This is a genomic window from Micropruina sp., assembly GCF_047602085.1.
Taxonomy (GTDB): Bacteria; Actinomycetota; Actinomycetes; order Propionibacteriales; family Propionibacteriaceae; genus Micropruina.
Map to the genome: position 1 here is coordinate 795354 of NZ_JASGID010000002.1, position 26433 is coordinate 821786.

Below are 26433 nucleotides of genomic sequence, written 5' to 3' on the forward strand. Positions count from 1 at the left end.
TGTCACCAGTACGGGAAACACCTCGAACAATGGCACGGGGACTTTCGCGTCGCGCGGCTTTACGTCTTCCGATTACAGCCCGACGATTCTCGCCACGGACAGCGTGACCGCGCCGTTGGCGAACACCGGAACCTGCGCTTCCACCGGCACCTGTTCGGGCCTGGGCACGATCACAGTCGCCTTCAGCCAGCCCGTGACCAACCCGGTTCTGCACCTTTCCGGGATCGGTGGAGTCTCCACGGCCACGTCCACATCGCCCAATGGCACGGTCTCCGTTACGGGGCAGTCGCAGTTGCACGCTGTTCTCGATCTGGCAACATCCGGCCTCAGCCTGACCAGGCTGGCCGGCAACAGCCAGTTCTCGGTGACTTCCAGCCGGATCACGGCCACCAACGACAGCGTCAGTGCTGACTGCACGACGACCAGCAACGGCACTGGGTACGCGTCTGCTGCGACCGCGGCGTGCGGCAGCGTCCGTGTCAACGGCACGGTCACCTCAATGGTGTTTAACGTGTCGGCGGTATTCGTCAAGAACGCCAACGCAAGCAACCCCAACAACAGCTCCAACACCGGCGACGCGTTCGGCCTCTCCGTCACTCTGCCGCAGGACTTCGGCGACGCCCCGAGCAGCTACAACGGCACCCAGGCCCCGGCGCACGTGATCGGCGACCTCAAGCTCGGCTCGATCATCGACGAAGACAACGCCAACACCCGCAATGCCACCGCCAGCCCGTTCACCGGTACCGGCGCCACCGGCGATGACACCGACAACCTCGACGACGAGGACGCGTTCACCACGCTGCCGGGCATTCTGGCCGGCGAGGCCAACGACTACACCCTCACCGTGCCGTTGTCGGGGGTGTCGAAGGCTGCCACCGTTTGCGGCTTCATCGACATTGACCGCGACGGCGCCTTCGCGACCACCACCACCGAGCGGCAGTGCGCCACGGTCGCCGCGGGCGCGACCTCGGCGACCCTGACCTGGCCGATCGCCGCAACCACGACGGCCGGGAGCACCTACGCCCGGTTCCGCACCAGTTACGTGGCCACCGCGGCGCAGAGCCCCACCGGCCTGGCCGCCTCCGGTGAGGTCGAGGACTACCCGGTGGTGATGGCCGTGCGGCCCACCATCATTCTGCGCAAGACCACCTTGGGTGCCGCAGGCGGCCCGTTCGGCTTCACGTTGACCAATACCACCCAGACCACCGGCACGGTCACCACCACCGCTGCCGGCACCGCCGTGCAGGTGGACGGCGACACTGCCACCACCGGCACCCAGGCATTCAGCGTTGCGACCATCGGGTCGGCCGCGACCATCAACGAGTCGACCATTCCGTCGGACTGGGCGCTGTCGAGCGCGACCTGCACGAACGCCGCGGGCACCAGCGTCGGCAGCCTGTCGGGATCGACCTACACGATCCCCGCCACGGCCACCGTCTTGAATGCGGTGATCACCTGTGACTTCACCAACGGACGTCCGGCCATCACCCTCGACAAGACCGGCACCGTCAACCTCGGCGCCAACGGACGCGCCGACGCCGGCGACACCGTCAGCTACAGCTTTCTGGTGACCAACACCGGCCAGACGCCGCTCACCAGCATCGCGGTCACCGACACCAAGGTCAGCAGCGTGAGCTGCCCGGTGACGTCGCTGGCCATCGGTGCCAGCACCACCTGCACTGCCACCTACACCCTGACCCAGGCCGACATCAACGCCGGCTCGGTGGTCAATACCGCCACGGTGGCCGGCACGCCACCCACCGGGTCGAACGTCACCGACACCGACACCGAGACCAAGACCCTGACCGCGGTTCCCAGCATCGACCTGACCAAGACCGCGGGCACTCCGAGCGGCAACACCGTCGGTTCGACGATCGCCTACACGTTCCTGGTCACCAATACCGGCAACGTCACCCTCAGCTCGGTCGGGGTGACCGATGCCAAGGTGGGCACGGTGAGCTGCCCCGCGACCTCGTTGCTGCCCGGCGCCAGCACCACCTGCACCGCCAGCTACACCCTCACCCAGGCCGACGTCGATGCCGGGGTGGTCAACAACATCGCGTCGGCCTCGGGTACCACGCCGACCGGTGGCACCGTCACCGACACCGACTCGGCAACCCGCACGATCACCCGCACCACGGGCATCACGCTCGACAAGCAGGGCACCATCACGGGGGCCGCTGCGGGGGCTTCGGTTGCCTACACCTTCTTGGTCACCAACACCGGCAACACCACGCTGACCGGGGTGGCGGTGAGCGACCCGAAGGTCGGCACAGTGACCTGCCCGGTCACCACCCTGGCGCCGGGCGCGTCCACCACCTGCACGGCGACCTACACCGTCACCCAGGCTGATGTGGACGCGGGAACGGTGACGAACACCGCCACTGCCACCGGCACTCCGCCGACCGGGCTGAGCGCACCGTCCGCCACCGACACCAACACCATTCCGGTCACCCGCACCACCGGGATCGCCCTCGACAAGCAATTCTCCGGGTTCACCGACACCGACGCGAACGGCACCCCCGATGCCGGTGACCTGATCAACTACAACTTCTTGGTCACCAACACCGGCAACGTCACGCTGACCGCGGTCACCGTGACCGATCCCAAGGTGTCCGGCGTGACGTGCCCGGTGACCACCCTGGCGCCGGGGGCGTCTACCACCTGTTCGGGCTCGTTGACCCTGACCCAGGCCGACATCGATGCGGGTTCGCTGAGCAACACCGCCACGGCCACCGGCACTCCGCCCACCGGCATGACGCCCCCGACGGCGTCCGACACCCAGGTCACTCCGCTCGACCCCACTCGATCCATTGCGCTGAACAAGATCGCCGGGACTCCCTCGGGCAACAGCGCCGGCTCGACCATTGCGTACAGCTTCGTGATCACCAACACCGGTGCGACCAGCCTCACCAACGTGACCCTGACCGACTCCAAGCTGCCCAGCGTGAGCTGCCCGGTGACGATTTTGGCGCCCGGAGCGTCCACCACCTGCACCGGCACCTACACCCTCACCCAGGCCGATGTCGACGCCGGATCGGTGGTCAACACCGCCCAGGTCGACGCGGTGACGGTGGGTACCGGGCTGCCGGTCTCGGCCACCGACGGCGAGACCGTGCCGGTCACCCGCAGCACCAGCATCGCCCTCGATAAGCAGGCCGGCACGCCGACCGGCCAGACCGCCGGGTCGACGGTGCCGTACAGCTTCGTGGTGACGAACACGGGCAACGTGACGCTGACCGGCCTGGTGATCGACGACCCCAAGGTGTCTGGCGCGTCGTGCCCGACCACCACCCTGGCGCCGGGGGAGTCCACCACCTGTACGGCCACCTACACGCTGACCCAGAACGATGTCGATGCGGGTCACATCGCCAACACGGCCACAGCCACCGGCACTCCGCCGGCCGGCATGACGCCGCCCACCGCCACAGATTCGGTGGACCTGCCGATCACCCGCACCACGAGCATCACCCTCGACAAGACCGCGGGCACGCCGAGCGGCAGCACCGCCGGTTCGACCATCGTCTACACCTTCCACGTGGTGAACACCGGTAGCACCACGCTGACCGACGTCGCCATCAGCGACGCCAAGGTCGCATCGATCAGTTGCCCGGTCAGCACCCTGGCGCCGGGCGCGAGCATGGACTGCCTCGCCTCTTACACCGTCACCCAGGCCGATGTGAACGCCGGCGTGGTGAACAACACCGCGACCGTCACTGGTACGCCGCCGGCCGGCCTGACGCCGCCGACGGCGACCGACGATGCAACCGCTCCGCTGGAGCGCACGCCCGCGATCACGCTCGACAAGACGGCCGGCGCGCCGTCGGGCAATACGGCGGGCTCGACCATCGCTTACACCTTCGACGTGACGAACACCGGCAATGTGACGCTGACGTCGGTTGCGGTCAGTGATCCGAAGGTGGGTGCGGTGTCGTGTCCGGTGACGGAGCTGGCGCCGGGGGCGTCGACGACTTGCACCGCCACGTACACACTCACCCAGGCCGACATCGATGCCGGCACCGTGCGCAATGTTGCGACGGCGACGGGCACGGCGCCGGACGGCACCACGCCAGCCACGGTGCAGGCGACCGACGAGACGGACACGCCGATCACGTCCGAGCCGTCGCTGACGTTGGTGAAGTCTGCGGGCACGCCGTCGGGCAATACGGCGGGTTCGACGATCGACTACTCGTTTGTGGTGTCGAATGCCGGCAATGTGACGTTGACGTCGGTTGCGGTCAGTGATCCGAAGGTGGGTGTGGTGTCGTGTCCGGTGACGGAGTTGGCGCCGGGTGAGTCGACGATGTGTACGGCGACGTACACGTTGACGCAGGCTGATGTGAATGCGGGTGAGGTGGTGAACACGGCTACCGCCACGGGTACTCCGCCGACGGGTGATCCGGTGACGGATGATGACTCGGTGACGACGCCGGTTTCGTCGGAGCCGGGGTTGTCGTTGGACAAGCAGGCGGGTTCGCCGTCGGGTAATGCGGTTGGTTCGACGATCGATTACTCGTTCGTGTTGGTGAACACGGGCAATGTGACGTTGAGTGATGTTGCGGTGTCTGATCCGAAGGTGGGTGTGGTGTCGTGTCCGGTGACGGAGTTGGCGCCGGGTGAGTCGGCGACGTGTACGGCGACGTACACGTTGACGCAGGCTGATGTGGATGCCGGTCATGTGGCGAATACGGCCACGGGTACGGGGATGCCGCCGACGGGTGATCCGGAGACTCCGACCGATTCGACTGATACGCCGATTGTGTCCACGCCGTCGTTGAGTCTGGAGAAGACGGCCGGTACGCCGTCGGGCAATACGGCTGGTTCGACGATCGGCTACACGTTTGTGGTGACGAACACGGGCAATGTGACGTTGAGTGATGTTGCGGTCAGTGATCCGAAGGTGGGTGCGGTGTCGTGCCCGGTGACGGAGCTGGCGCCGCAGGCGTCCACCACCTGTACCGCGACATACACGCTCACCCAGGCTGATGTTGATGCCGGTGAGGTGGTCAACACCGCGACCGCGACGGGTACTCCGCCCACGGGTGATCCCGTGACCGCGATCGACGAGGTCACCACTCCGGTGCCGTCCGCTCCGGGGTTGTCCTTCGAAAAGCAGGCCGGCACGCCCACGGGTAGTGCCGTGGGCGACACGATCGACTACTCCTTCCTGCTCCAGAACACGGGCAATGTGACGCTGACCTCGGTCGGGGTGTCCGACCCCAAGGTCGGCACGGTGTCGTGCCCCGTGACGGAGCTCGCGCCGGGAGAGTCGACGACCTGCACCGCCACGTACACGCTGACTCAGGCCGACGTGGATGCCGGTGAGGTGATCAACAACGCCACCGCGACGGGAACGCCGCCGACGGGTGATCCGTTGACCCCCACCGACACCACCGACACCCCGATCGCATCGGTGCCGCAGATCACGCTCGACAAGTCTGCGGGCACGCCGTCGGGCAATACGGCGGGTTCGACGATCGACTACTCGTTTGTGGTGTCGAATGCCGGCAATGTGACGTTGACGTCGGTTGCGGTCAGTGATCCGAAGGTGGGTGTGGTGTCGTGTCCGGTGACGGAGTTGGCGCCGGGTGAGTCGACGACGTGTACGGCGACGTACACGTTGACGCAGGCTGATGTGAATGCGGGTGAGGTGGTGAACACGGCTACCGCCACGGGTACTCCGCCGACGGGTGATCCGGTGACGGATGATGACTCGGTGACGACGCCGGTTTCGTCGGAGCCGGGGTTGTCGTTGGACAAGCAGGCGGGTTCGCCGTCGGGTAATGCGGTTGGTTCGACGATCGATTACTCGTTCGTTCTGGTGAACACGGGCAACGTGACGCTGAGTGACGTTGCGGTGTCTGATCCGAAGGTGGGTGCGGTGTCGTGTCCGGTGACGGAGTTGGCGCCGGGTGAGTCGACGACGTGTACGGCGACGTACACGTTGACGCAGGCTGATGTGGATGCCGGTCATGTGGCGAATACGGCCACGGCTACGGGGATGCCGCCGACGGGTGATCCTGAGACGCCCACGGATTCGACCGATACGCCGATTCCGTCGGCGGCGGCGATCAACCTGGTGAAGTCCGCGGGTGCGCCGTCGGGCAATACGGCTGGTTCGACGATCGACTACTCGTTCATCGTGACGAACACGGGCAATGTGACGTTGAGTGATGTTGCGGTCAGTGATCCGAAGGTGGGTGCGGTGTCGTGCCCGGTGACGGAGCTGGCGCCGCAGGCGTCCACCACCTGTACCGCGACATACACGCTCACCCAGGCTGATGTTGATGCCGGTGAGGTGGTCAACACCGCGACCGCGACGGGTACTCCGCCCACGGGTGATCCCGTGACCGCGATCGACGAGGTCACCACTCCGGTGCCGTCCGCTCCGGGGTTGTCCTTCGAAAAGCAGGCCGGCACGCCCACGGGTAGTGCCGTGGGCGACACGATCGACTACTCCTTCCTGCTCCAGAACACGGGCAATGTGACGCTGACCTCGGTCGGGGTGTCCGACCCCAAGGTCGGCACGGTGTCGTGCCCCGTGACGGAGCTCGCGCCGGGAGAGTCGACGACCTGCACCGCCACGTACACGCTGACTCAGGCCGACGTGGATGCCGGTGAGGTGATCAACAACGCCACCGCGACGGGAACGCCGCCGACGGGTGATCCGTTGACCCCCACCGACACCACCGACACCCCGATCGCGTCGACGCCTTCGGTGACGTTGGTGAAGTCCGCGGGTGCGCCCTCGGGTAACACGGCTGGTTCCACGATCGACTACACGTTCCTGGTGACGAACACCGGCAATGTGACGTTGACCTCGGTCGCGGTCAGCGATCCGAAGGTGGGTGCGGTGTCGTGCCCGGTGACCGAGCTGGCGCCGGACGAGTCGACGACCTGCACCGCGATGTACACCCTTACTCAGGCTGATGTCGATGCCGGTGAGGTGGTCAACACGGCTACCGCCACGGGTACTCCGCCGACGGGTGATCCGGTGACGGACGACGACACGGTGACGACGCCGATCACGTCCACTCCGTCGCTGAGCCTGGACAAGCAGGGTGGGACGCCCACCGGTAACAACGCGGGTGACACGATCGCCTACACGTTTGTGGTGACGAATACCGGCAATGTGACGTTGACCTCGGTCGGAGTGGCTGATCCGAAGGTGGGTGTGGTGTCGTGTCCGCTGACGGAGTTGGCGCCACAGGAGTCGACGACGTGCACGGCGACGTACACCCTGACGCAGGCTGATGTGGATGCCGGTGAGGTGGTCAACACCGCCACGGCGTCTGGTACTCCGCCGACGGGTGATCCGGTGACGGATGATGACTCGGTGACGACGCCGGTTTCGTCGGAGCCGGGGTTGTCGTTGGACAAGCAGGCGGGTTCGCCGTCGGGTAATGCGGTTGGTTCGACGATCGTGTATTCGTTCGTTCTGGTGAATACGGGCAATGTGACCCTGACCGATGTTGCGGTCAGTGATCCGAAGGTGGGTGCGGTGTCGTGCCCGGTGACCGAACTGGCGCCGGGTGAGTCGGCGACGTGTACGGCGACGTACACGTTGACGCAGGCTGATGTGGATGCCGGTCATGTGGCGAATACGGCCACGGCTACGGGGACGCCGCCGACGGGTGATCCTGAGACGCCGACCGATTCGACCGATACGCCGATTGTGTCCACGCCGTCGTTGAGTCTGGAGAAGACGGCCGGTGCGCCGTCGGGTAACACGGCTGGTTCGACGATCGACTACTCGTTCATCGTGACGAACACCGGCAATGTGACGTTGAGTGATGTTGCGGTGGCTGATCCGAAGGTGGGTGCGGTCTCGTGCCCGGTGACGGAGCTGGCGCCGGGAGAGTCGACGACGTGCACTGCGACGTACACGTTGACCCAGGCTGATGTCGATGCTGGTGCGGTGGTCAATACGGCCACGGCGACGGGCACCCCGCCGACCGGTGACCCGGTGACGGATGACGACTCGGTGACCACGCCGGTTTCGTCGGAGCCGGGGTTGTCGTTGGACAAGCAGGCCGGCACACCTACGGGCAACACGGCTGGTTCGACGATCGACTACACGTTCCTCGTGACGAATACGGGCAATGTGACCCTGACCGATGTTGCGGTGTCTGATCCGAAGGTGGGTGTGGTGTCGTGTCCGGTGACGGAGTTGGCGCCTGGTGAGTCGACAACCTGCACCGCCACGTACACGCTGACGCAGGCCGATGTCGATGCCGGTGAGGTGGTGAATACCGCCACGGCCACGGGTACTCCGCCGACGGGCGATCCGGAGGAGCCCACCGACACGGTGACGACGCCGGTTCCGTCCACTCCGTCGCTCAGCCTGGACAAGGAGGCCGCTGCGCCCTCGGGTAACCGGGCGGGTGACACGATCGACTACACGTTCACCGTGACAAATACGGGCAATGTGACTCTGACCTCGGTCGGGGTCAGTGATCCCAAGGTCGGCGCCGTTGATTGCCCCGACACCGAGCTGGCGCCTGGGGCTTCGACGATCTGCACGGCGACCTACACCCTCACGCAGGCTGATGTCGATGCTGGTGAGGTGGTCAACACCGCCACGGCGTCTGGTACTCCGCCGACGGGTGATCCGGTGACGGATGATGACTCGGTGACGACGCCGGTTTCGTCGGAGCCGGGGTTGTCGTTGGACAAGCAGGCGGGTTCGCCGTCGGGTAATGCGGTTGGTTCGACGATCGTGTATTCGTTCGTGTTGGTGAATACGGGCAATGTGACCCTGACCGATGTTGCGGTCAGTGATCCGAAGGTGGGTGCGGTGTCGTGTCCGGTGACCGAACTGGCGCCGGGTGAGTCGGCGACGTGTAGGGCGACGTACACGTTGACGCAGGCTGATGTGGATGCTGGGCATGTGGCGAATACGGCGACGGGTACGGGGACGCCGCCGACGGGTGATCCTGAGACTCCGACCGATTCGACTGATACGCCGATTGTGTCCACGCCGTCGTTGAGTCTGGAGAAGACGGCCGGTACGTCGTCGGGTAACACGGCTGGTTCGACGATCGACTACACGTTCCTGGTGACGAACACCGGCAATGTGACGTTGAGTGATGTTGCGGTGGCTGATCCGAAGGTGGGTGCGGTGTCGTGTCCGGTGACGGAGTTGGCGCCGGGAGAGTCGACGACGTGCACGGCGACGTACACGCTCACCCAGGCTGATGTTGATGCTGGTGAGGTGGTCAATACGGCCACGGCGACGGGCACTCCGCCGACGGGTGACCCGGTGACTGATGACGACTCGGTGACCACGCCGGTGCCGTCGGAGCCGTCGCTGACGTTGGTGAAGTCTGCGGGTACTCCGTCGGGTAACCGCGTGGGGGACACGATCGACTACACGTTTGTGGTGACGAATACCGGCAATGTGACCCTGTCCTCGGTCGGGGTGGCTGATCCCAAGGTCGGCGCCGTTGATTGCCCTGAGACCGAGCTGGCACCGGACGAGTCGACGACCTGCACGGCGACGTACACCCTGACGCAGGCTGATGTCGATGCCGGTGAGGTGGTCAATACGGCCACCGCCACGGGTACGCCGCCGACCGGTGACCCGGTGACGGACGACGACGAGGTGACCACGCCGATACCCTCGACGCCGGCGATCGCGCTGGAGAAGTCCGGCACGGCCAATGGCGAGGTGGCGGGTGACACGATCGACTACACGTTCGTGGTGACCAACACCGGCAACGTGACCCTGACCTCGATCAGCGTCGACGACCCGAAGGTCGGCACCGTCGTCTGCCCCGTGACGGAGCTGGCGCCGCAGGCGTCCACCACCTGTACCGCGACGTACGCCCTGACGCAGGCTGATGTGGATGCTGGTGAGGTGGTCAATACGGCCACGGCGACGGGCACTCCGCCGACCGGTGACCCGGTGACTGATGACGACTCGGTGACCACGCCGGTGCCGTCGGAGCCGTCGCTGACGTTGGTGAAGTCTGCGGGTACTCCGTCGGGTAACCGCGTGGGGGACACGATCGACTACACGTTTGTGGTGACGAATACCGGCAATGTGACCCTGTCCTCGGTCGGGGTGGCTGATCCCAAGGTCGGCGCCGTTGATTGCCCTGAGACCGAGCTGGCACCGGACGAGTCGACGACCTGCACGGCGACGTACACCCTGACGCAGGCTGATGTCGATGCCGGTGAGGTGGTCAATACGGCCACCGCGACGGGCACCCCGCCGACCGGTGACCCGGTGACGGATGCCGACTCGGCGACCACGCCGGTGCCGTCCGAGCCGTCGCTGAGCCTCGACAAGGAGGCGGCAGCGTCGTCGGGCAACCGGGCGGGCGACACGATCGACTACACGTTTGTGGTGACGAACACCGGCAATGTGACGTTGACCTCGGTCGGCGTGGCTGATCCGAAGGTGGGTGTGGTGTCGTGTCCGGTGACGGAGTTGGCGCCGCTGGCATCGACGACCTGCACCGCCACGTACACGTTGACCCAGGCTGACGTCGATGCCGGTGAGGTGGTGAACACGGCCACCGCGACGGGCACCCCGCCGACCGGCGATCCGGTCGCCGGTGACGACACCGTGACCACGCCGGTTTCGTCTGAGCCGTCGCTGACGTTGGTGAAGTCTGCGGGTACTCCGTCGGGTAACCGCGTGGGTGACACCATCGACTACACGTTTACCGTGACCAACACGGGCAATGTGACGTTGACCTCGGTCAGCGTGGCTGATCCCAAGGCCGGCACAGTCGATTGCCCTGAGACCGAACTGGCGCCGCTGGCGTCGACGACCTGCACCGCCACGTACACGTTGACCCAGGCCGACGTCGATGCCGGTGAGGTGGTCAACACGGCCACCGCGACGGGCACCCCGCCGACCGGTGACCCGGTGACGGACGACGACGAGGTGACCACGCCGATACCCTCGACGCCGGCGATCGCGCTGGAGAAGTCCGGCACGGCCAATGGCGAGGTGGCGGGTGACACGATCGACTACACGTTTGTGGTGACCAACACCGGCAACGTGACCCTGACCTCGATCAGCGTCGACGACCCGAAGGTCGGCACCGTCGTCTGCCCCGTGACGGAGCTGGCGCCGCTGGCGTCCACGACCTGCACGGCGACCTACACGTTGACTCAGGACGACGTGAACGCCGGAACGGTGCACAACGAGGCCACGGCGTCGGGCACCCCGCCGACCGGCGACCCGGTGACGGCAATCGATTCCGTCGACGTGCCGATCACCCCGGCACCCGGGCTGACCCTGCACAAGCAGGCCGGCACGCCCTCGGGCAACAGCGCGGGCGACACCATCGAGTACACGTTCCTGGTCGCCAACAGCGGCAACGTGACGCTGACCGCGATCACGGTGACCGATGTCAAGGTGGGCGAGGTGACCTGCCCGGGCACCGAGTTGGAGCCCGGCGACTCGATGACCTGCACCGCCACCTACACCCTGACCCAGGCCGACGTGGATGCGGGCACGGTGGTCAACACGGCCAGCGTGACCGGCACGCCACCCACCGGAGAGCCGGTGACCACCGACGATACGGTGACCACCCCCATCGAGCAGACCCCGGCGATCAGCCTGGTGAAGTCGGCGGATGTCACCGGCAAGGTGAGCCAGGGCGACCAGATCAACTACACGTTCCTGGTCACCAACACCGGTAACACCACGCTCACCGATGTCACCTTGAGCGACCCGATGCTCAGCGGGGTGAGTTGCCCGGCCGACAGCCTGGCGCCCGGAGAGTCGACCACCTGCACCGCTGACGCCTACACCGTGACCCGGGCCGACGCCAAGGCCGGTGCGATCACCAACACGGCGACGGTCACCGCACAATTCTGCGCGGTCGATCCCGACATGCCCGACCAGCAGTCCTGCGTGTCGGTCAGCGACAAGAGTTCGGTGACGATCGGCGTCAACGCGCCGGCCAGCCCCGAACTGCCGCAGACCGGCACAAACGCCGCACTGGAGTTCGGGTTGGCGGGCGCGGGCCTCCTCGCGCTCGGAGCCGTCCTGCTGGTCGTGGCACGCCGCCGCCGCACGGGTGACCGGTCGTGACCCGGCGCACCCAACCACACACCCTTGAGGAGATCATGAAGGCCATCACGATCACGGCTGCGCTCACCCTGCTGGTGTTGGGCGGTGCCGGCTGCAGCGCCACGTCGGCTCCGTCCACGTCGGCGGCCTCGATCGATCCCGGACGAGTCTCGCCCACCGATCTGCCCACGCCGCCGACGGTGCAGGAGGCGCAGGGGGCGGTGCGCGACCTCACCCTCGGCGAGTGCAAGACGCAAGCCGGCAAGCAGACCGTCTCGGGCGAGTTGACCTCGTCGCAGGCCGAGCGAGCCGACTTTCTGGTCACGATCAGTTGGACGACCTCGACCGGCGACGTGATGGGGCGCGGTTTCAAGGTGATTCAGAACCTCAAGCCGGGCAAGACCAAGAAGTTCGTGATCACCGCCACGGTGGCGGCCGGCGCCACCCAGTGCGTGCCGGGTGTCGAGTTCGGCACGATCGAGAAGTAGGGCACGAACTGTCGGCCCACCGGGTCTTCTTGCAGGTTAAGGACGTTCGATCCAGAACCGCCATGGCGGTGCGGGGGGCCATTCGGCGGGCGGTCGCCACGTCGGGTCCGGAACCCAATCTTCGGGAGGCGTTGGCCAGCCCGGTGCAGGGTTGAACTGCCAACGCGGCAATGCTGCTGCCTGCGTTGCTGGGGCAGTGTGTGTGCGCACCCATGCGTCGCCAAGGTCATGCGCACGGGCGGCGTACAACACCACCTCGACCTTGATCGTGTTTCCCTTGACGATGACCTGGGCAGCCGTGACCTTGCCCGCTGCCTCCAGAGCGCGAATGGCGGGGATGAAGTGTGAGCTCGACGCCGGCGTCAGTTGCCCAACCCGGACGACCCAGCGTCCAACTCTTGCGATCGCGGTGACACTCAGTTGCGATTATCGCAACTGAGTGTCACGATGGTCACCATGACTATTGCTGAGCGCGTGCGTGAGCTGCTAAGCCAGCGGGGCGGCACGCAGGGTGCTTTCGCGGCCGAGGTGGGTCTGGAGCCGACCAAGTTGTCCAAGTCACTCTCCGGTGTTCGCAAGTTCTCTTCACTTGATCTGGCTCTGATTGCTGAGGCGTGTGACGTGAGCGTGGATTGGTTGGTGACCGGGGACGAGCCCCCGCTGGCTGCCGCGGCGCGGGCGTCCGCAGGTAGTCCGGCGAGCGGGGCGTTGGTGCTCGCTCGCCATTACATGACTCTTCGGTCCGATCTGGCGTCGTTGGGCTACGCGCAGGGGTGGAGACTGCCGACTCCTCCGAGGCTGGGCGGCCTGTGGAAGGATCAAGGGGCAGCGCTGGCCAAGTCGGCGGCCGAGCAGTTGGCTGCTGCCGGCGACATCATCAATGACCCGCTACCGGCCCTGATCGAACGGGCCTTCGGAATCGACGTGGCGATCAGGCCACTGGGTGACGGCTTCGACGGTTTGGCCGCGGCGACTCCCGATCTGAAGTTAATTCTCGCCGCGCCGCAGCCGGTGCCGGCTCGATTGCGCTTCACCCTCGCGCACGAGTTGGGCCATCTGCTGGCCAGTGATGACCAGCAGATTCACACCGACCAGAACATCTACCGCACCGAGCGGGCAGAGAGCGAGGTTCGCGCGAACTCCTTCGCGGCCACCCTGCTGATGCCGGAAGAGACGTTGCGCGAAGCGGTGGCGCCAGGCTTTGACACCGAGAAGTTCTGCCGCCTTGCCACGAAGTTGCGTGTCTCGCCGACGTCTCTGGCGATTCGGCTGGAGAGCCTGCGGCTGATCGATGCTGGGGCCCGCGACCGGTGGCGACGCATCAGTGGTAGTGATGCGGCTCAGAAAGCCGGGCTTCAGGCGCTCAACGCTCAGTTGGCCGCCGAATCGCTCTCGACCAGGCCTCCAGGGCTGCTGCTGCGCGACGCCTGGGCAGCGTATGAAGCCGGCGATGTGACCCTGCGGCTGTTTGCCGGCTTGTCCGAGACCACCACGGACGCCCTGCGCGCCAGCCTCGACACGGGTGAGGTGGATGACTGATGGGTTACGCGGTCTTTCCGGACAACACGGTGCTGTGCAACTTCGCCGCCGTGTATCGGTTGGACCTGCTCAGGGACTGGCTCCGCGGGCGTGGCCGGTGGTGTGAAGCTGTGGCCCACGAGGCGTCGAACTCTGCGTGCGTGCTGCCTCAGTTGGCCACCATCGCTGCTGACGGTTGGCTGGGCGATCCCATCGAAATTTCCGACCGCGAGGCCGTCTCCGTTGAGCGGATCCGTCGTGTGGTCATGGGCGGACACTCGGCCAAACCGCTCCAGCACCTCGGCGAGGCGCAAACGTGCCATGTGATCCGAACTGTCGCCGAGTTCGCGGACTCGTGGTGGGTCTCCGATGATCACGACGCGGTCGAGTATGCGAAGCGTCAGGGGATCCTCACGTACCGCACGGTCGACGTGATGCGCATGATCGTGGCCGACGGTGATCTGGATGCCGAGCAGGCGCTGGCCTTGATGCGAAGCATGCAAGCCGCCGGCCGAAGCCTATTCGTGCCCGACATCGCCCGCGAGCTGGGCTGAAGAGGGCGATTCAAGAAGGGGACCGCATGAATGAACTGAGCCTTACCGATCTATTGGCGGTAGCAGCGCTCACGCTGGCACCGGGCATCACGTTCGCCTGGCGGTTCATTGTTGGCCCGATCGCGCCGTATCGCCGCCGCATTGAGCACTTGGCGGCTGCTGAGAGTGCCTATCAAGTCCTGTCATCCCTGGGCAGAGGGCACGAGGGGAAGCGCGACTTACGACAAGCTGAGGCCGGGCTTCTGGGCCGAGTCGAGTTCAACCGACAGGTGCGGCGGCATCCGACGTCGATCTACCTGGCCCTAAGTGCCTGGATGGCTCTGATCCTCGGCGTGGCTTGCGCGTTCACACGAGGGCCAGTGATTGCCTGGCTCGAGATCGCACTGCTTTTCACGTCCATCGTCCTAGGGTCACTTGCATGGCGGGGGATTCGCAAGCTGATGGCTGTGGCTAGGCCGGGCACGCTGCGGGCTTACCGCGATCTCTGTCGATCGCGCCGACGTCAGAGAGCGGGTTCACTCCCGACCGACTTCGCGTCTGAAACCGTCGCCCACCGGCAGTAGGGTTGCCCGGTGACTTTGCCGGGCCTGGTCGAACTCGTCGCCTCCGACCCCACCATCGCGGCGTCCGTCGACGACGCGCGGCGGGGCCGGCTCCGCGCCCTCGACCTGACCGCACCCGACGCGCTGCGCCCGCTGCTGGTGGCCGCACTGGTCACCGGTTCGGCGCGTCCCGCGCTGTTGATCACCTCCACCTACCGCGAGGCGGAGGCGACCACTGCGGCGCTGGCCTCGCTGCTCGGCGACGACCAGGTGGCCTACTACCCGGCCTGGGAGACGCTGCCCCACGAACGGCTCAGCCCGCGCTCCGACACCGTCGGACGCCGCCTCAAGGTGCTGCGCCGGCTGGCCGGCAACGACGAGCAGCCGGCCCCGCGGGTGATCGTGGCGCCGGTCCGCTCCGCGCTGCAACCCCAGGTGAAGGGTTTGGGCGACCTGCTGCCGGTCACCCTGCGCACCGGCGACGAGCATGATCTGGCCGACCTGGCCCGAGCCTTGGTGAACGCCGCCTACACCCGGGTCGACCTGGTCGAGCGGCGCGGCGAGTTCGCTGTGCGCGGCGGCATTCTCGACGTGTTCCCACCGACCGCCGAGCACCCGGTTCGGGTCGACTTCTTCGGTGACGAGGTCGACGAGATCCGCAGCTTCGCGGTGGCCGACCAACGCTCGTTCGGCGACCCGCTCAGCGAGGTGACCGCCTCACCGTGCCGCGAACTGCTGATCACCGACCAGGTCAAGGCCCGTGCCGCGGCCCTGGCAGAACAGACCAGCAGCATCGCCGGCAACCTCTCCGAGATGCTCGACCGGATCGCCCAGGGTCATGCCGTCGACGGCATGGAGTCCTTGTCGGCGGTGCTGGTCGACGGCCTCGAACTGCTCATCGACGTGCTGCCGAGCAACACCCTGGTGCTGATCTCCGACCCCGACCGGGTGCGGGCCCGGGCTCACGAGCTGGTACAGACCAGCCAGGAGTTTCTGCAGGCGTCCTGGGCGGCGGCAGCCTCGGGTGGCAAAGCGCCGATCGACCTGGCGGCCGGCGCCTACCGCGAACTGGCCGAGGTGCGGCGGCGCGCCTTCGAGCGTGGCCAGGCCTGGTGGTCGCTGTCGCCGTGGGCCGCAGCCCCGGACGCCCTCGCGCCGGCCCCCGCCGACGACTGGGACGATCCGGTCGACCTCGGCATCGGCGAAGCCGACCTGGCCGGTGTCGAATCGCGCACGGTGAGCGCCCGTGAGGGCGAGGTATTTCGAGGCGACGCTCAGGCCGGTATCGAGGCCGTCCGCGGCAGCGTCGCCGCCGACGGCCGGGTGGTGCTGGTGGCCGACAGCCCCGGCCTGGCCACCCGCATGGGTGAGGTGCTCACCGAGGCAGGGGTCCCGGCCCGCGGTGTCATCGAGCTACTCGGGCCGCCCGAGCCAGGGTTGGTCACCGTCACCGTGGCAGAGCTGCGGCACGGATTCACCCTTCCCGCGGCGGGGCTCACGGTGTACACCGCCGCCGACCTGGCCGGTCAGCGCGAGGTCGACAAGTCGTCGCGCACGATGCCGGCCCGGCGCAAGAACACCATCGATCCGCTCGAACTCGACGCCGGTGATCCGGTGGTGCACGAGACGCACGGTGTCGGCCGCTACGTCGAGATGGTGCAGCGCACCGTGCAGGGCGCCACCCGCGAATACCTGGTCGTCGAGTACGCGCCGTCCAAACGCGGGCAGCCCGGCGACCGGCTGTTCGTGCCGATGGACCAGTTGCATCTGGTCACCCGCTACGTCGGTGGCGAGAACCCGACGCTCGACAAGATGGGCGGCGCCGACTGGTCCAAGCGCAAATCGCGCGCCCGCAAGGCCGTCCGCGAGATCGCCGCCGAACTGATCAAGCTGTACGCGGCCCGGCAGGCGTCCAAGGGTTACGCGTTCGGGGCCGACACCGTGTGGCAGCGCGAACTCGAAGACGCGTTCAGCTACGTCGAGACCCCCGACCAACTGGCCGCGATCACCGAGGTGAAGGCCGACATGCAGCAGGTCATGCCGATGGACCGGCTGATCTGTGGCGACGTCGGCTACGGCAAGACCGAGATCGCGGTGCGGGCCGCGTTCAAGGCGGTGATGGACGGCAAACAGGTGGCCGTCTTGGTGCCCACCACCTTGTTGGTGCAGCAGCACCATGCGACCTTCGCCGACCGCTACGCCGGCTTTCCCGTCACCGTCGCCCCGCTCAGCCGCTTTCAGAGCGCGGCCGAGGCCAAGAAGACTGCCGCCGGCATCGCCGACGGCACCGTCGACGTGGTGGTCGGCACCCACCGCCTGCTCGGCAATGAGGTGCAGTTCAAAGACCTGGGGTTGGTGATCGTCGACGAGGAGCAGCGCTTCGGCGTCGAACACAAAGAGGCGTTGAAGAAACTGCGGCTCAACGTCGACGTGCTGTCGATGAGCGCCACCCCCATTCCGCGCACGCTCGAGATGGCGATCACCGGCATTCGCGAGATGAGCGTGATCGCCACCCCACCCGAGGAGCGGCACCCGGTGCTCACCTTCGCCGGGCCCTGGGACGAGGCGCAGGTGCGGGCCGCGATCCGCCGCGAGCTCGCCCGCGAGGGACAGGTCTTCTACATTCACAACCGGGTCAACTCGATCGAGAAGACCGCCAAACGGCTGGCCGAGCTGGTGCCCGAGGCCAGGGTCGCGGTGGCGCACGGCCAGATGAACGAGCACACCCTCGAGCAGGTGATGGTCGACTTCTGGGAGCGTCGCGCCGACGTGCTGGTGTGCACCACCATCGTCGAGGCGGGGCTCGACATCTCCACCGCCAACACGCTGCTGATCGAGCGAGCCGACCTGCTCGGGCTGTCGCAACTGCATCAGTTGCGCGGACGAGTGGGGCGCGGGCGGGAGCGTGGCTACGCCTACTTTCTGTACCCGCCCGAGAAGCCGCTCACCGAAACGGCGCACGACCGGCTGGCCACGATGGCGGCACACACCGACCTGGGCGCCGGCATGGCGATCGCGATGAAAGACCTCGAGATTCGCGGCGCCGGCAATCTGCTCGGCGGTGAGCAGTCGGGCCACATCGCCGAGGTCGGCTTCGACCTGTACATCAGGCTGGTCGGTGAGGCGGTTGCCGACTTCCGCGGCGAAGAGGTCGAGCCCGAACCCGAGATGAAGATCGAGCTTCCGGTCGAGGCCCACCTGCCGGTCGACTACGTCGAATCGGAGCGGCTGCGGCTCGAAATGTACAAGCGACTGGCTCAGGTGGGCGACGAGGCGGGCATCGACGAGGTGCGCGAAGAGTTGCTCGACCGCTACGGCCCGCTGCCCGAGCCCGCCGAGGCGCTGCTGGCGGTGGCCCGGTTCCGGCTGCTGGCCAAGGCCAAGGGCATCACCGAGATCATCATGGCCGGCACGTCGGTGCGGTTCTCGCCGGCTGAACTGGCCGACTCGCGGGCGCTGCGGCTGGCCAGGCTGTACCCCGGCGCGCAACTGCGCCGCACCGCCGGCCATCTGCTGATTCCGCGGCCGATGACCCGTCCGATCGCCGGGCAGCCGATCGTCGACCTGCCGCTGCTCGACTGGGCCACCGCCGTGCTCACCGACATCTTCTGATCAGCCCCGGTTGCGTCCGAACCGATTGCCGGGAGAGGTTAGGATCGCAGCGAACGTTCGGAGGAAGCACGATGAAGCGCATGCGTTGCTGGCTGGCCGCACTGGTGGCCGGCCTGCTGGCACTGGCTGGCTGTTCGACGCCCGCCGGCACGGTCGCCGCCACCGTGAACGGCACCGTGATCAGTTCCGCCCAGCTCGACGCCGTCACCACTGCGGTCGGCCGCGCCGACGCGGCCAAGGCCGACCTGAACGAGGCCGTGCTCACCATGGCCATTCGTGGTGAACTGGCCCGCGTGATCGCCAAGGAGCAGGCCATCGAGATCACTCGGCAAGGCCAGGTGGAGGCACTGGCGGCCAACACCCAGATCAGCGCCTATGCGAAATTCCTCGACGATCCGGACGCCGCCAGCTTCGCCGAGGATGCCGCCGATCTCTCGCTGGTGCTCACCAAGGTGGGTGCCGAGGCGTTCGTGGCGCGCGCCCAGCAGATCACGGTGCAGGTCAACCCGCGCTACGGCGCCTGGTCTGTGGACTCGCTGGCGGTCGACCAGACCGCGGGGCAGCTCTCAGAACCCTGGGTCAGCCCGTCCGCGCCCGCCTGAGCCGATGGCCGCAGCGCAACTGCAGCGCCTGATCGAGGTGATGCACCGACTCCGCAGCGAGTGCCCGTGGGACGCCGAGCAGACTCATGAGTCGCTGATCGGCTATCTGGTCGAAGAGACTCTCGAGGTGGTCGAGGCGATCGAGCACGGTTCTGATGCCGACCTGGTCGAAGAGCTCGGTGACCTGCTGTTGCAGGTGGTCTTCCACGCCGAGATCGCGGCCGAGGCCGGGCGGTTCAGCATCGACGACGTGGCTCGCGGCATCGCCGACAAGCTCGTGGCGCGGCACCCCTACGTATTTGCTGGCGCCGACGTGCCGCCCGATCTGGTCGGCTCCTGGGAGCAGCGCAAGCGGGCTGAGAAGGGCCGCACCTCGGCTCTGGACGGCATTCCCGAACGGCTGTCGGCGCTCAGCAGGGCCACCAAGGTGCTGGCCCGGGCGAGCGCACACGGCGTTCCGGTGAGCATCGACGAAAGCGACGACGTCGGCGCCCGCATCATGGCCCTGGTCGCCCAGGCGCAGGCGGCGGGCATCGACGCCGAGCAGGTCACCCGCGCCGCCGTGCGGCGAGTGGAGCAACAGGTGCGGGCGGCGGAGTCGTCCGGCTGATCGTGCCCGGGCCGGCTGATCACGTCCGCCAGTTAGCGCCTTTCATGGCGAACGGACAGGGGGGAGCACTAGGGTGGCATCGACGTGTCACACCACCCGAAAGGCATTGCATCGTGGCAACTATCGAATTCGTCGACGCCCGTGAGATTCTCGATTCTCGCGGCAACCCCACCGTCGAGGTCGAGGTCATTCTCGAAGACGACTCGCAGGGCCGGGCGGCCGTACCGTCTGGGGCCTCGACCGGAGCCTTTGAGGCGGCCGAGCTTCGCGACGGTGACAAGGGCCGTTACGGCGGCAAGGGTGTGCTGAAGGCCGTCGAGAACGTGCAGCAGCAACTGTCGGCCGAAGTGATCGGGCTGGACGCCTCCGCGCAGCGGGCGGTCGATCAGGCCATGATCGAACTCGACGGCACCCCGAACAAGTCCAAGCTCGGCGCCAACGCGATCCTCGGGGTCTCGCTGGCGGTTGCGCACGCCGCTGCCGAGTCGGCCGGCCTGCCGCTCTACAAGTACATCGGCGGCCCGACCGCCAACCTGCTGCCGGTGCCGATGATGAACATCCTCAACGGTGGTTCGCACGCCGACTCCAACGTCGACATTCAGGAGTTCATGATCGCCCCGATCGGTGCCACGACCTTCGCTGAGGCGCTCGAGATGGGTGCCGGGGTCTACCACGCGCTCAAGGCTGTGCTGAAGGGCCGGGGCCTGGCCACCGGCCTGGGTGACGAGGGCGGCTTCGCCCCCAACCTGGAGAGCAACCGGGCCGCGCTCGACCTGATCGTCGAGGCGATCGGGAACGCCGGCTTTGAGCCGGGCAAAGATGTTGCCTTGGCGCTCGACGTCGCCGCGTCCGAGTTCCACAACGAAGACGGCACCTACACCTTCGAGGGGGCGTCGAAGAGCTCCGACGAGATGGTCGCCTACTACGAAGATCTGGTCGCCAACTACCCGCTGGTCTCGATCGAGGATCCGCTGAACGAAGAAGACTGGGTCGGCTGGAAGAAGATCACCGACGAGATCGGCGACAAGGTGCAATTGGTCGGCGACGACCTGTTCGTCACCAACGTCGAGCGGCTCAAGCGCGGCATCGACACCAGCACCGCCAACGCGCTGTTGGTGAAGGTGAACCAGATCGGTTCGCTGACCGAGACCATCGACGCGGTCACCATGGCGCACCGGGCCGGTTACGCCACCATGATGAGCCACCGTTCCGGCGAGACCGAAGACACCACGATCGCCGACCTGGCCGTCGCCCTGGGCTGTGGCCAGATCAAGTCGGGTGCGCCGGCTCGCACCGAGCGGGTCGCCAAGTACAACCAGCTGCTGCGCATCGAAGAAGACCTCGAAGACGCGGCACGCTACGCCGGTGCCGCCGCCTTCCCGAGGTTCAGCACCAACTGACCGTACGCTTGACCTGATGAAAGATCAGGGCTGATGGCTCGCGACAGGCGGCCACCACGTACATCGCCGGCCGGCCCGGGGCGCACGACGCGTTCCCGGGCCGGTTCGCGCGCGTCCACACCCACGTCGGTCGCGGCTGCGTCGACCGGCGCACCCGGCGCCGCGACGCCTGCGGCGCAGCGCCGCTTTCCGGTGCTGCCCAGCAGATTGGGGCTGACTCGTCGGGCGCTCGCAGTACTCAGTGTGCTGGTCGTTTTGGCACTGTCGTACGCCAACTCGCTGCGCATCTACCTCGATCAGCAGCGTGATCTGGGTGAGGCACAGCAACAGATCGCCCAGCGCAATGAACGCATCGGTGAACTCCAAGACGAGCTGAACCGCTGGAACGACCCCGCCTACGTCAAGGCGCAGGCCCGCGATCGGCTGGGCTGGCTGCTGCCGGGCGAGAAGGGTTTCAAGGTGATCGGCGCCGACGGTAAGCCGCTTGGCACCGGCGTGGTGCTCGACTCGCAGACCGATTTGCCCCCGGGTGAACACGCCGAGATGTGGTTCGATCGCCTGTGGGGGTCGATCGAGACTGCGGACAACCCCGAGCGCGGCGTCGGCCGGTAGCGCTGATCAACCCATCCGCCGCGGGCTGATGTTTTCGAACCCTTCTGTCGGCGGGGTCCAGAGCTGCTTCGTCCACGATCGGCGTTCTTCTGGCTTGCGACGTGCAGCACCGCTGCACCGCAGTGCCGATCCGGGCAGTGCGATGTGCAGGGCTGGTGTCGACCGGCCCGGCCGGGGCGCGCGGCGATCTGCGCGTTTTCAGCTTGGCTTGCGCCCACAACCCAGGCCTGCGCGCCGAGACGAGCGTCATGCCCGCCGCCGCGGCACGCTATTACGCTCGTCTCGGCGCGCGGCGAGGCAACGGCCGCGAAGGCGCCGACCAATACGCGCGTTTCTCGGCGTGCTCGCTAGGGGCGCCGAGCGACGCGACCGAGACTGGTCGCGCTTGGCTGGACCGCAGATGCGTTGCCCCACCAAAGCGTCACAGGCTCACGCACCCGGCGGATGCGGCACAATGACGACGTGCCTGCCGTGATCGACCCGGTTGACGTTGCCTCCATCGAGGCACAGCTCGGCCGCGCGCCGCGTGGCCTGCTGCGGGTGGCCTGGCGGTGTGCGAACGGCGACCCGGGCGTGGTGGTCACCGCCCCACGACTGCCTGACGGCACACCATTCCCGACCCTGTACTACCTGACCTGCCCGCACGCCGTGGCCGGGGCCTCGACGCTGGAAGCACAAGGACTGATGGCCGATATGACGGCGCGGCTTGCCGATGACGCCGGGTTGGCGCAGCATTACCGGCGAGCCCACGAGTCGTACCTGGCCGAGCGCCGGGCCTTCGGCGTGGTGCCCGAGATCGACCACGTCAGCGCCGGCGGCATGCCCACCCGGGTGAAGTGCCTGCACGTGCTGGTGGCGCATTCGCTTGCTGTCGGCCCCGGCGTCAACCCGCTGGGCGACGAGGCTGTTGCGTTGTTGCGCGATTTTCCGTTCGGTGAATGCCTGGGGGCGACATGAGGGTGGCAGCGATCGACTGCGGAACCAATTCGGTGCGGCTGTTGGTCGCCGAGACCGCGGACGGCGGGGGTCTGGCCGACCTCGACCGGCGGCTGGTCCTCACCCGGCTCGGCCAAGGGGTGGACGCCACCGGCCGCTTCCACCCCGACGCGCTGGCTCGCACCCTGGACGCGTTCGCTGAGTACGCCGGGGTGATCGAGGGATTCGCCGTCGACCGGGTGCGGCTGGTGGCCACCTCGGCGGCGCGCGACGCGTCCAACCGTGACGAGTTCTTCGCCGGCGCCGAGCAGCGGCTCGGGGTGCGCCCCGAGATCATCAGCGGTGACGAAGAGGCCCGGCTGTCGTTCACCGGCGCACTCACCGCACTGCCGGACGTCGCCGCGCCGGTGCTGGTGATTGATATCGGCGGTGGCTCCACCGAACTCATCGTCGGCAGCGCGGGAGCCTCGCCCACGATCGAGCACGGTCGCTCGCTCGACATCGGCAGCGTCCGGGTGCGCGAGCGGTTCCTGGCCGGCGACCCACCCACCCCCGATCAGATCGGCACGGCCGCCGCTTACATCGATGGATTGCTCGACGGTGCCGGCATCGACTTCGCCGCCGTTGCCACCTGGATCGGGGTGGGCGGTACCGCCACGTCGCTCTCGGCGCTCAACCAGCGGCTGCCCAGCTACGACCGCGCGAGGGTGCACGGCTCGTCCATCACTCGAGGTGCACTGCGGGAGCTGGCCCACGGGCTGCTCGGCGCGAGCGTCGAGCAGGTCAAGGCACTGCCGTCGATGCACCCCAAGCGTGCCGACGTGATCTGCGCCGGCGCCCTGATCGCCGACCGGATCGGCGCCCGCTTGTCGGTCGACCTGACGATCAGTGAATCCGACATTCTGGACGGCATCGCGCTGGGCCTGCTGGCACTCTGAGCGTCGTAGACTCCTGGGCACGTGCCCCCGTAGCCCAATCGGCAGAGGCAAGCGGCTTAAACCCGCTCCAGTGCGGGTTCGAACCCCGCCGGGGGCACTGAAGGGCCACCAGGGTCGAACGGGGCCAAGAGCGAGATGTCGTTCATGACCCCGATGCTCGGATAGCGCGGGCCTGCCAGCGTCGGTCGCGGTACTCGATCTGAATCGGGTGCCCGAAACTCTCGGTCACGTGCTCAGTGGTGAGCACGTCGCAGGCGTGGCCGGCGGCGAAGATGCGCCCGTTGTTGAGGAGTGCCGCGTGTGTTGTCGTCTCGGGTAGCTCTTCGAGATGATGGGTGACCAGCACGGTTGCCAGCTCTGGGTGAGAACGATGCAGGTGATCGACGGTTTCGAGGAACTGTTCCCGCGCCGCAATATCCAAGCCGGTCGAGGGCTCGTCCAGCAAGAGCAGCGGTGGGTCGGTGACCAAGGCTCGGGCGATCAGGGTTCTCCCACGTTCGCCCTGCGACATCGTGGGCCACGTCGCCCCGGCTAACGTGCGAAGCCCCAGCATGGCGATGAGGTAATCGGCGCGTTCGAACACCTCTGGGCTGGGCTCCCAGCGCGGCATGAGCTCGGTGGTGCCCGTCGCCCCGGTGAGCACAACCTGCCGCACCGTCAGTGCGGAGCGCAGCGGGTGGCGCGGGTTGACGTGCCCGATGGATTCGCGCAATTTGCGAATCTCGACCCGCCCCAGCTGGTGGCCGAGAACATGCACGGTGCCGCGCGTGGGGTGCTTCTCAGCGCCGCACATGCTCAGCAGCGTGCTCTTGCCCGCGCCGTTCGGCCCGATCAGCGCCCAATGCTCTCCGGCGCTCACGGTGAAGTTCACGCCGGTGAGGATCTGCCTCGACTCGCGCACAAAGTCGACGTTCCGCAGTCGCAGGATCTCAGTCATGCGCGGGCCTCCTCGTTCTGGCTTGCGCCGTGAGTTGCCGCGAGCACCTGTGGACGGTCGAGGTTACGCTCTTTGAGGACGAACGGCGCGCAGTTCATGGCGAGCGGCGCCACCAGGTGGATGGACGCCAGTTGCGCGGCGAGCGTGGTCAACCGGGTTGCGGTTGCGTCATGCAGACACCGACACGGGTTTGTTGCGCAGATCCTCCTGTTCGGCTGAACCGTCAGTGCTCTTCTGGCGGGGGATGAGCAGGGTGAGCGCCACGGCCGTGGCAGCGGCGGCTGCTCCGATGATGAAGCAGGTTTGAAAGGCGTCGTGCGTGGGAATCGTGGCCTCGCCCAGCGTGAGGGTGCGGCTGGTCAGGACGATGGCCATCACCGCGCCGGCGATGGTGGTGCCCATGGAGCGCATCAGCGAGTTCACGCCCACGCTGGAAGATGCCTCGGCGCGGGGCACGTTGCCCAAGATCAGGGCCGGCATGGCGGCGTAGCCGATACCGACGCCGGCGGAACCCACAATGGTTGCGAGCATCAACTTCCACGGTTCGTCGGTCAAGAACACGCCGATCAGGTAGCCGACCGCAAGCACGCCACTGCCGATCGCCAGGGTGATCCGTCCTCCGAAGCGGGTGAGCAGGTTGGACGAGACGGGAGACATCGCGAGCATCATCAGCCCGGCCGGAGCCATCCACAGGCCGGTCTGCAAGATGGACTGACCGAGCCCGTAGCCGGTCGCCGCGGGCATCTGCAGAAGCTGGGGCACGACCACTGATTGGGCCATCATGCCGAAGCCGACCATCAGTGCCGCGAGGTTGGTGAACAGCACGGGCAGCCGCACCGTGGTACGCAGGTCGACCAGCGGGGACTCGTGCTTGACCTCGTAGAACCCCCAGGCGATCAGTACCAGGGTGCCGCCGGCGATCATGCCGAGGGTGCTGGGGCTCGCCCACCCCCAGTCGTTGCCCTTGGTGACTCCGACCAGCACGCTGACCAGGCCGACCGCCAGCCCGATCGCGCCGATCACGTCGATCTTGGCCGGATGCTCGCGGCGGTGGTGCGGCAGCAGGGTTGCAGAGACAGCGATGACCACGGCCGCAAGAATGCTGGAGAGCCAGAACAGGGCGTGCCAGCTCATGTTCTGTACGATCAGCGCGGCCAGCGGCAGGCCGAGCGCGCCGCCCACCCCGAGCGTCGCGCTGACCGCCGACAACGCGGCATTGGTCATCTGGGCCGGGGTGACTTCGCGCACCATGCTGATCGCGACCGGGATGTAGCCCATGGCGATGCCCTGGAGCACCCGACCGACGAGCACGAGAAGGAATGTGTCCGTCATCGCGCACAGCAGCGATCCGGCGAGCAGAATGATCGCCGAGGTCACGAGAACCGGCTTCTTGCCGAAGATGTCGGCGAGCCGGCCGGCTACCGGCATCGCCACGGCACCCCCCAGTAGCGTTGCCGTGACGACCCACGAGGTGTTGCTGGCGCTGGTGTGCAGCAGGTCGGGTAACTCGGACTGGATCGGGATCACCAGCGACTGCATCAGCGCGGCGCACAGGCTTGAGAAGCCCAGCACCAGCACCACCAGCAGCGGACGGTCAACCGGCGCGACCCCGGTGGCATCGGACGCGGGAGCGTGGTTCATCGGTCATCC

16 protein-coding genes and 1 tRNA gene are annotated in these 26433 nt (G+C 67.1%); 13 read left to right on the plus strand and 4 right to left on the minus strand.

Features of this window, described 5'->3' with window-relative positions; genetic code table 11:
* Positions 1-72 precede the first annotated feature (72 nt).
* Complete coding sequence (locus tag QM721_RS04525) at positions 73-531, minus strand: hypothetical protein (protein ID WP_415119411.1); 459 nt, start codon at positions 529-531, stop codon at positions 73-75.
* On the opposite strand from QM721_RS04525, the gene QM721_RS04530 reads away from it, so the two are divergent.
* From QM721_RS04530 to QM721_RS04590, 13 genes are all read left to right on the plus strand, one after another.
* The gene (locus tag QM721_RS04530) at positions 512-12055 is read left to right on the plus strand and encodes a GEVED domain-containing protein (RefSeq protein WP_415119413.1); all 11544 of its coding nucleotides are present in this window, start codon (positions 512-514) and stop codon (positions 12053-12055) included. The genes QM721_RS04525 and QM721_RS04530 overlap by 20 nt on opposite strands.
* Positions 12056-12090: 35 nt before the next feature.
* Complete coding sequence (locus QM721_RS04535) at positions 12091-12522, plus strand: hypothetical protein (protein ID WP_415119415.1); 432 nt, start codon at positions 12091-12093, stop codon at positions 12520-12522.
* A 639-nt stretch (positions 12523-13161) separates the two neighbouring features.
* Positions 13162-14061, plus strand: coding sequence for an ImmA/IrrE family metallo-endopeptidase (locus QM721_RS04540; RefSeq protein ID WP_415119417.1), 900 nt, complete (start codon positions 13162-13164; stop codon positions 14059-14061).
* Entirely contained in the window at positions 14061-14594 is a 534-nt protein-coding gene (locus QM721_RS04545; protein ID WP_415119419.1) for a hypothetical protein, read from the plus strand. Before QM721_RS04540 ends, QM721_RS04545 begins: the two co-directional genes overlap by 1 nt.
* Positions 14595-14620: 26 nt before the next feature.
* Positions 14621-15157 (plus strand): hypothetical protein, encoded by a 537-nt coding sequence (locus tag QM721_RS04550; RefSeq protein ID WP_415119421.1) that lies wholly within the window; start codon positions 14621-14623, stop codon positions 15155-15157.
* 9 nt (positions 15158-15166) lie between these two features.
* Complete coding sequence (gene mfd, locus QM721_RS04555) at positions 15167-18748, plus strand: transcription-repair coupling factor (protein WP_415119423.1); 3582 nt, start codon at positions 15167-15169, stop codon at positions 18746-18748.
* Between the two features lie 71 nt (positions 18749-18819).
* Entirely contained in the window at positions 18820-19350 is a 531-nt protein-coding gene (locus QM721_RS04560; protein WP_415119425.1) for a hypothetical protein, read from the plus strand.
* A gap of 4 nt (positions 19351-19354) precedes the next feature.
* The gene (locus QM721_RS04565; protein WP_415119427.1) at positions 19355-19960 is read left to right on the plus strand and encodes a MazG family protein; all 606 of its coding nucleotides are present in this window, start codon (positions 19355-19357) and stop codon (positions 19958-19960) included.
* Between the two features lie 113 nt (positions 19961-20073).
* On the plus strand, positions 20074-21360 hold the full coding sequence (gene eno, locus QM721_RS04570; protein ID WP_415119429.1) for a phosphopyruvate hydratase: 1287 nt from the start codon (positions 20074-20076) through the stop codon (positions 21358-21360).
* 33 nt (positions 21361-21393) lie between these two features.
* Complete coding sequence (locus tag QM721_RS04575) at positions 21394-21972, plus strand: FtsB family cell division protein (RefSeq protein ID WP_415119431.1); 579 nt, start codon at positions 21394-21396, stop codon at positions 21970-21972.
* 462 nt (positions 21973-22434) lie between these two features.
* A complete protein-coding gene (locus QM721_RS04580) occupies positions 22435-22929 on the plus strand; it encodes a DUF501 domain-containing protein (protein ID WP_415119433.1) in 495 nt (164 codons plus the stop codon).
* Positions 22926-23846: an exopolyphosphatase gene (locus QM721_RS04585; RefSeq protein WP_415119435.1), complete on the plus strand. Its 921-nt coding sequence runs from the start codon at positions 22926-22928 to the stop codon at positions 23844-23846. Before QM721_RS04580 ends, QM721_RS04585 begins: the two co-directional genes overlap by 4 nt.
* A gap of 23 nt (positions 23847-23869) precedes the next feature.
* A tRNA-Leu gene (locus QM721_RS04590) sits at positions 23870-23943 on the plus strand.
* Between the two features lie 45 nt (positions 23944-23988).
* Here the strand turns inward: QM721_RS04590 and QM721_RS04595 are convergent.
* The 3 genes from QM721_RS04595 to QM721_RS04605 are packed head-to-tail and all read right to left on the minus strand — an operon-like array spanning position 23989 to position 26424.
* A complete protein-coding gene (locus QM721_RS04595) occupies positions 23989-24783 on the minus strand; it encodes an ABC transporter ATP-binding protein (protein ID WP_415119437.1) in 795 nt (264 codons plus the stop codon).
* Entirely contained in the window at positions 24780-24935 is a 156-nt protein-coding gene (locus QM721_RS04600; RefSeq protein WP_415119439.1) for a hypothetical protein, read from the minus strand. Before QM721_RS04600 ends, QM721_RS04595 begins: the two co-directional genes overlap by 4 nt.
* A 16-nt stretch (positions 24936-24951) precedes the next feature.
* The gene (locus QM721_RS04605) at positions 24952-26424 is read right to left on the minus strand and encodes an MFS transporter (RefSeq protein WP_415119441.1); all 1473 of its coding nucleotides are present in this window, start codon (positions 26422-26424) and stop codon (positions 24952-24954) included.
* Between the last annotated feature and the right edge of the window lie 9 nt (positions 26425-26433).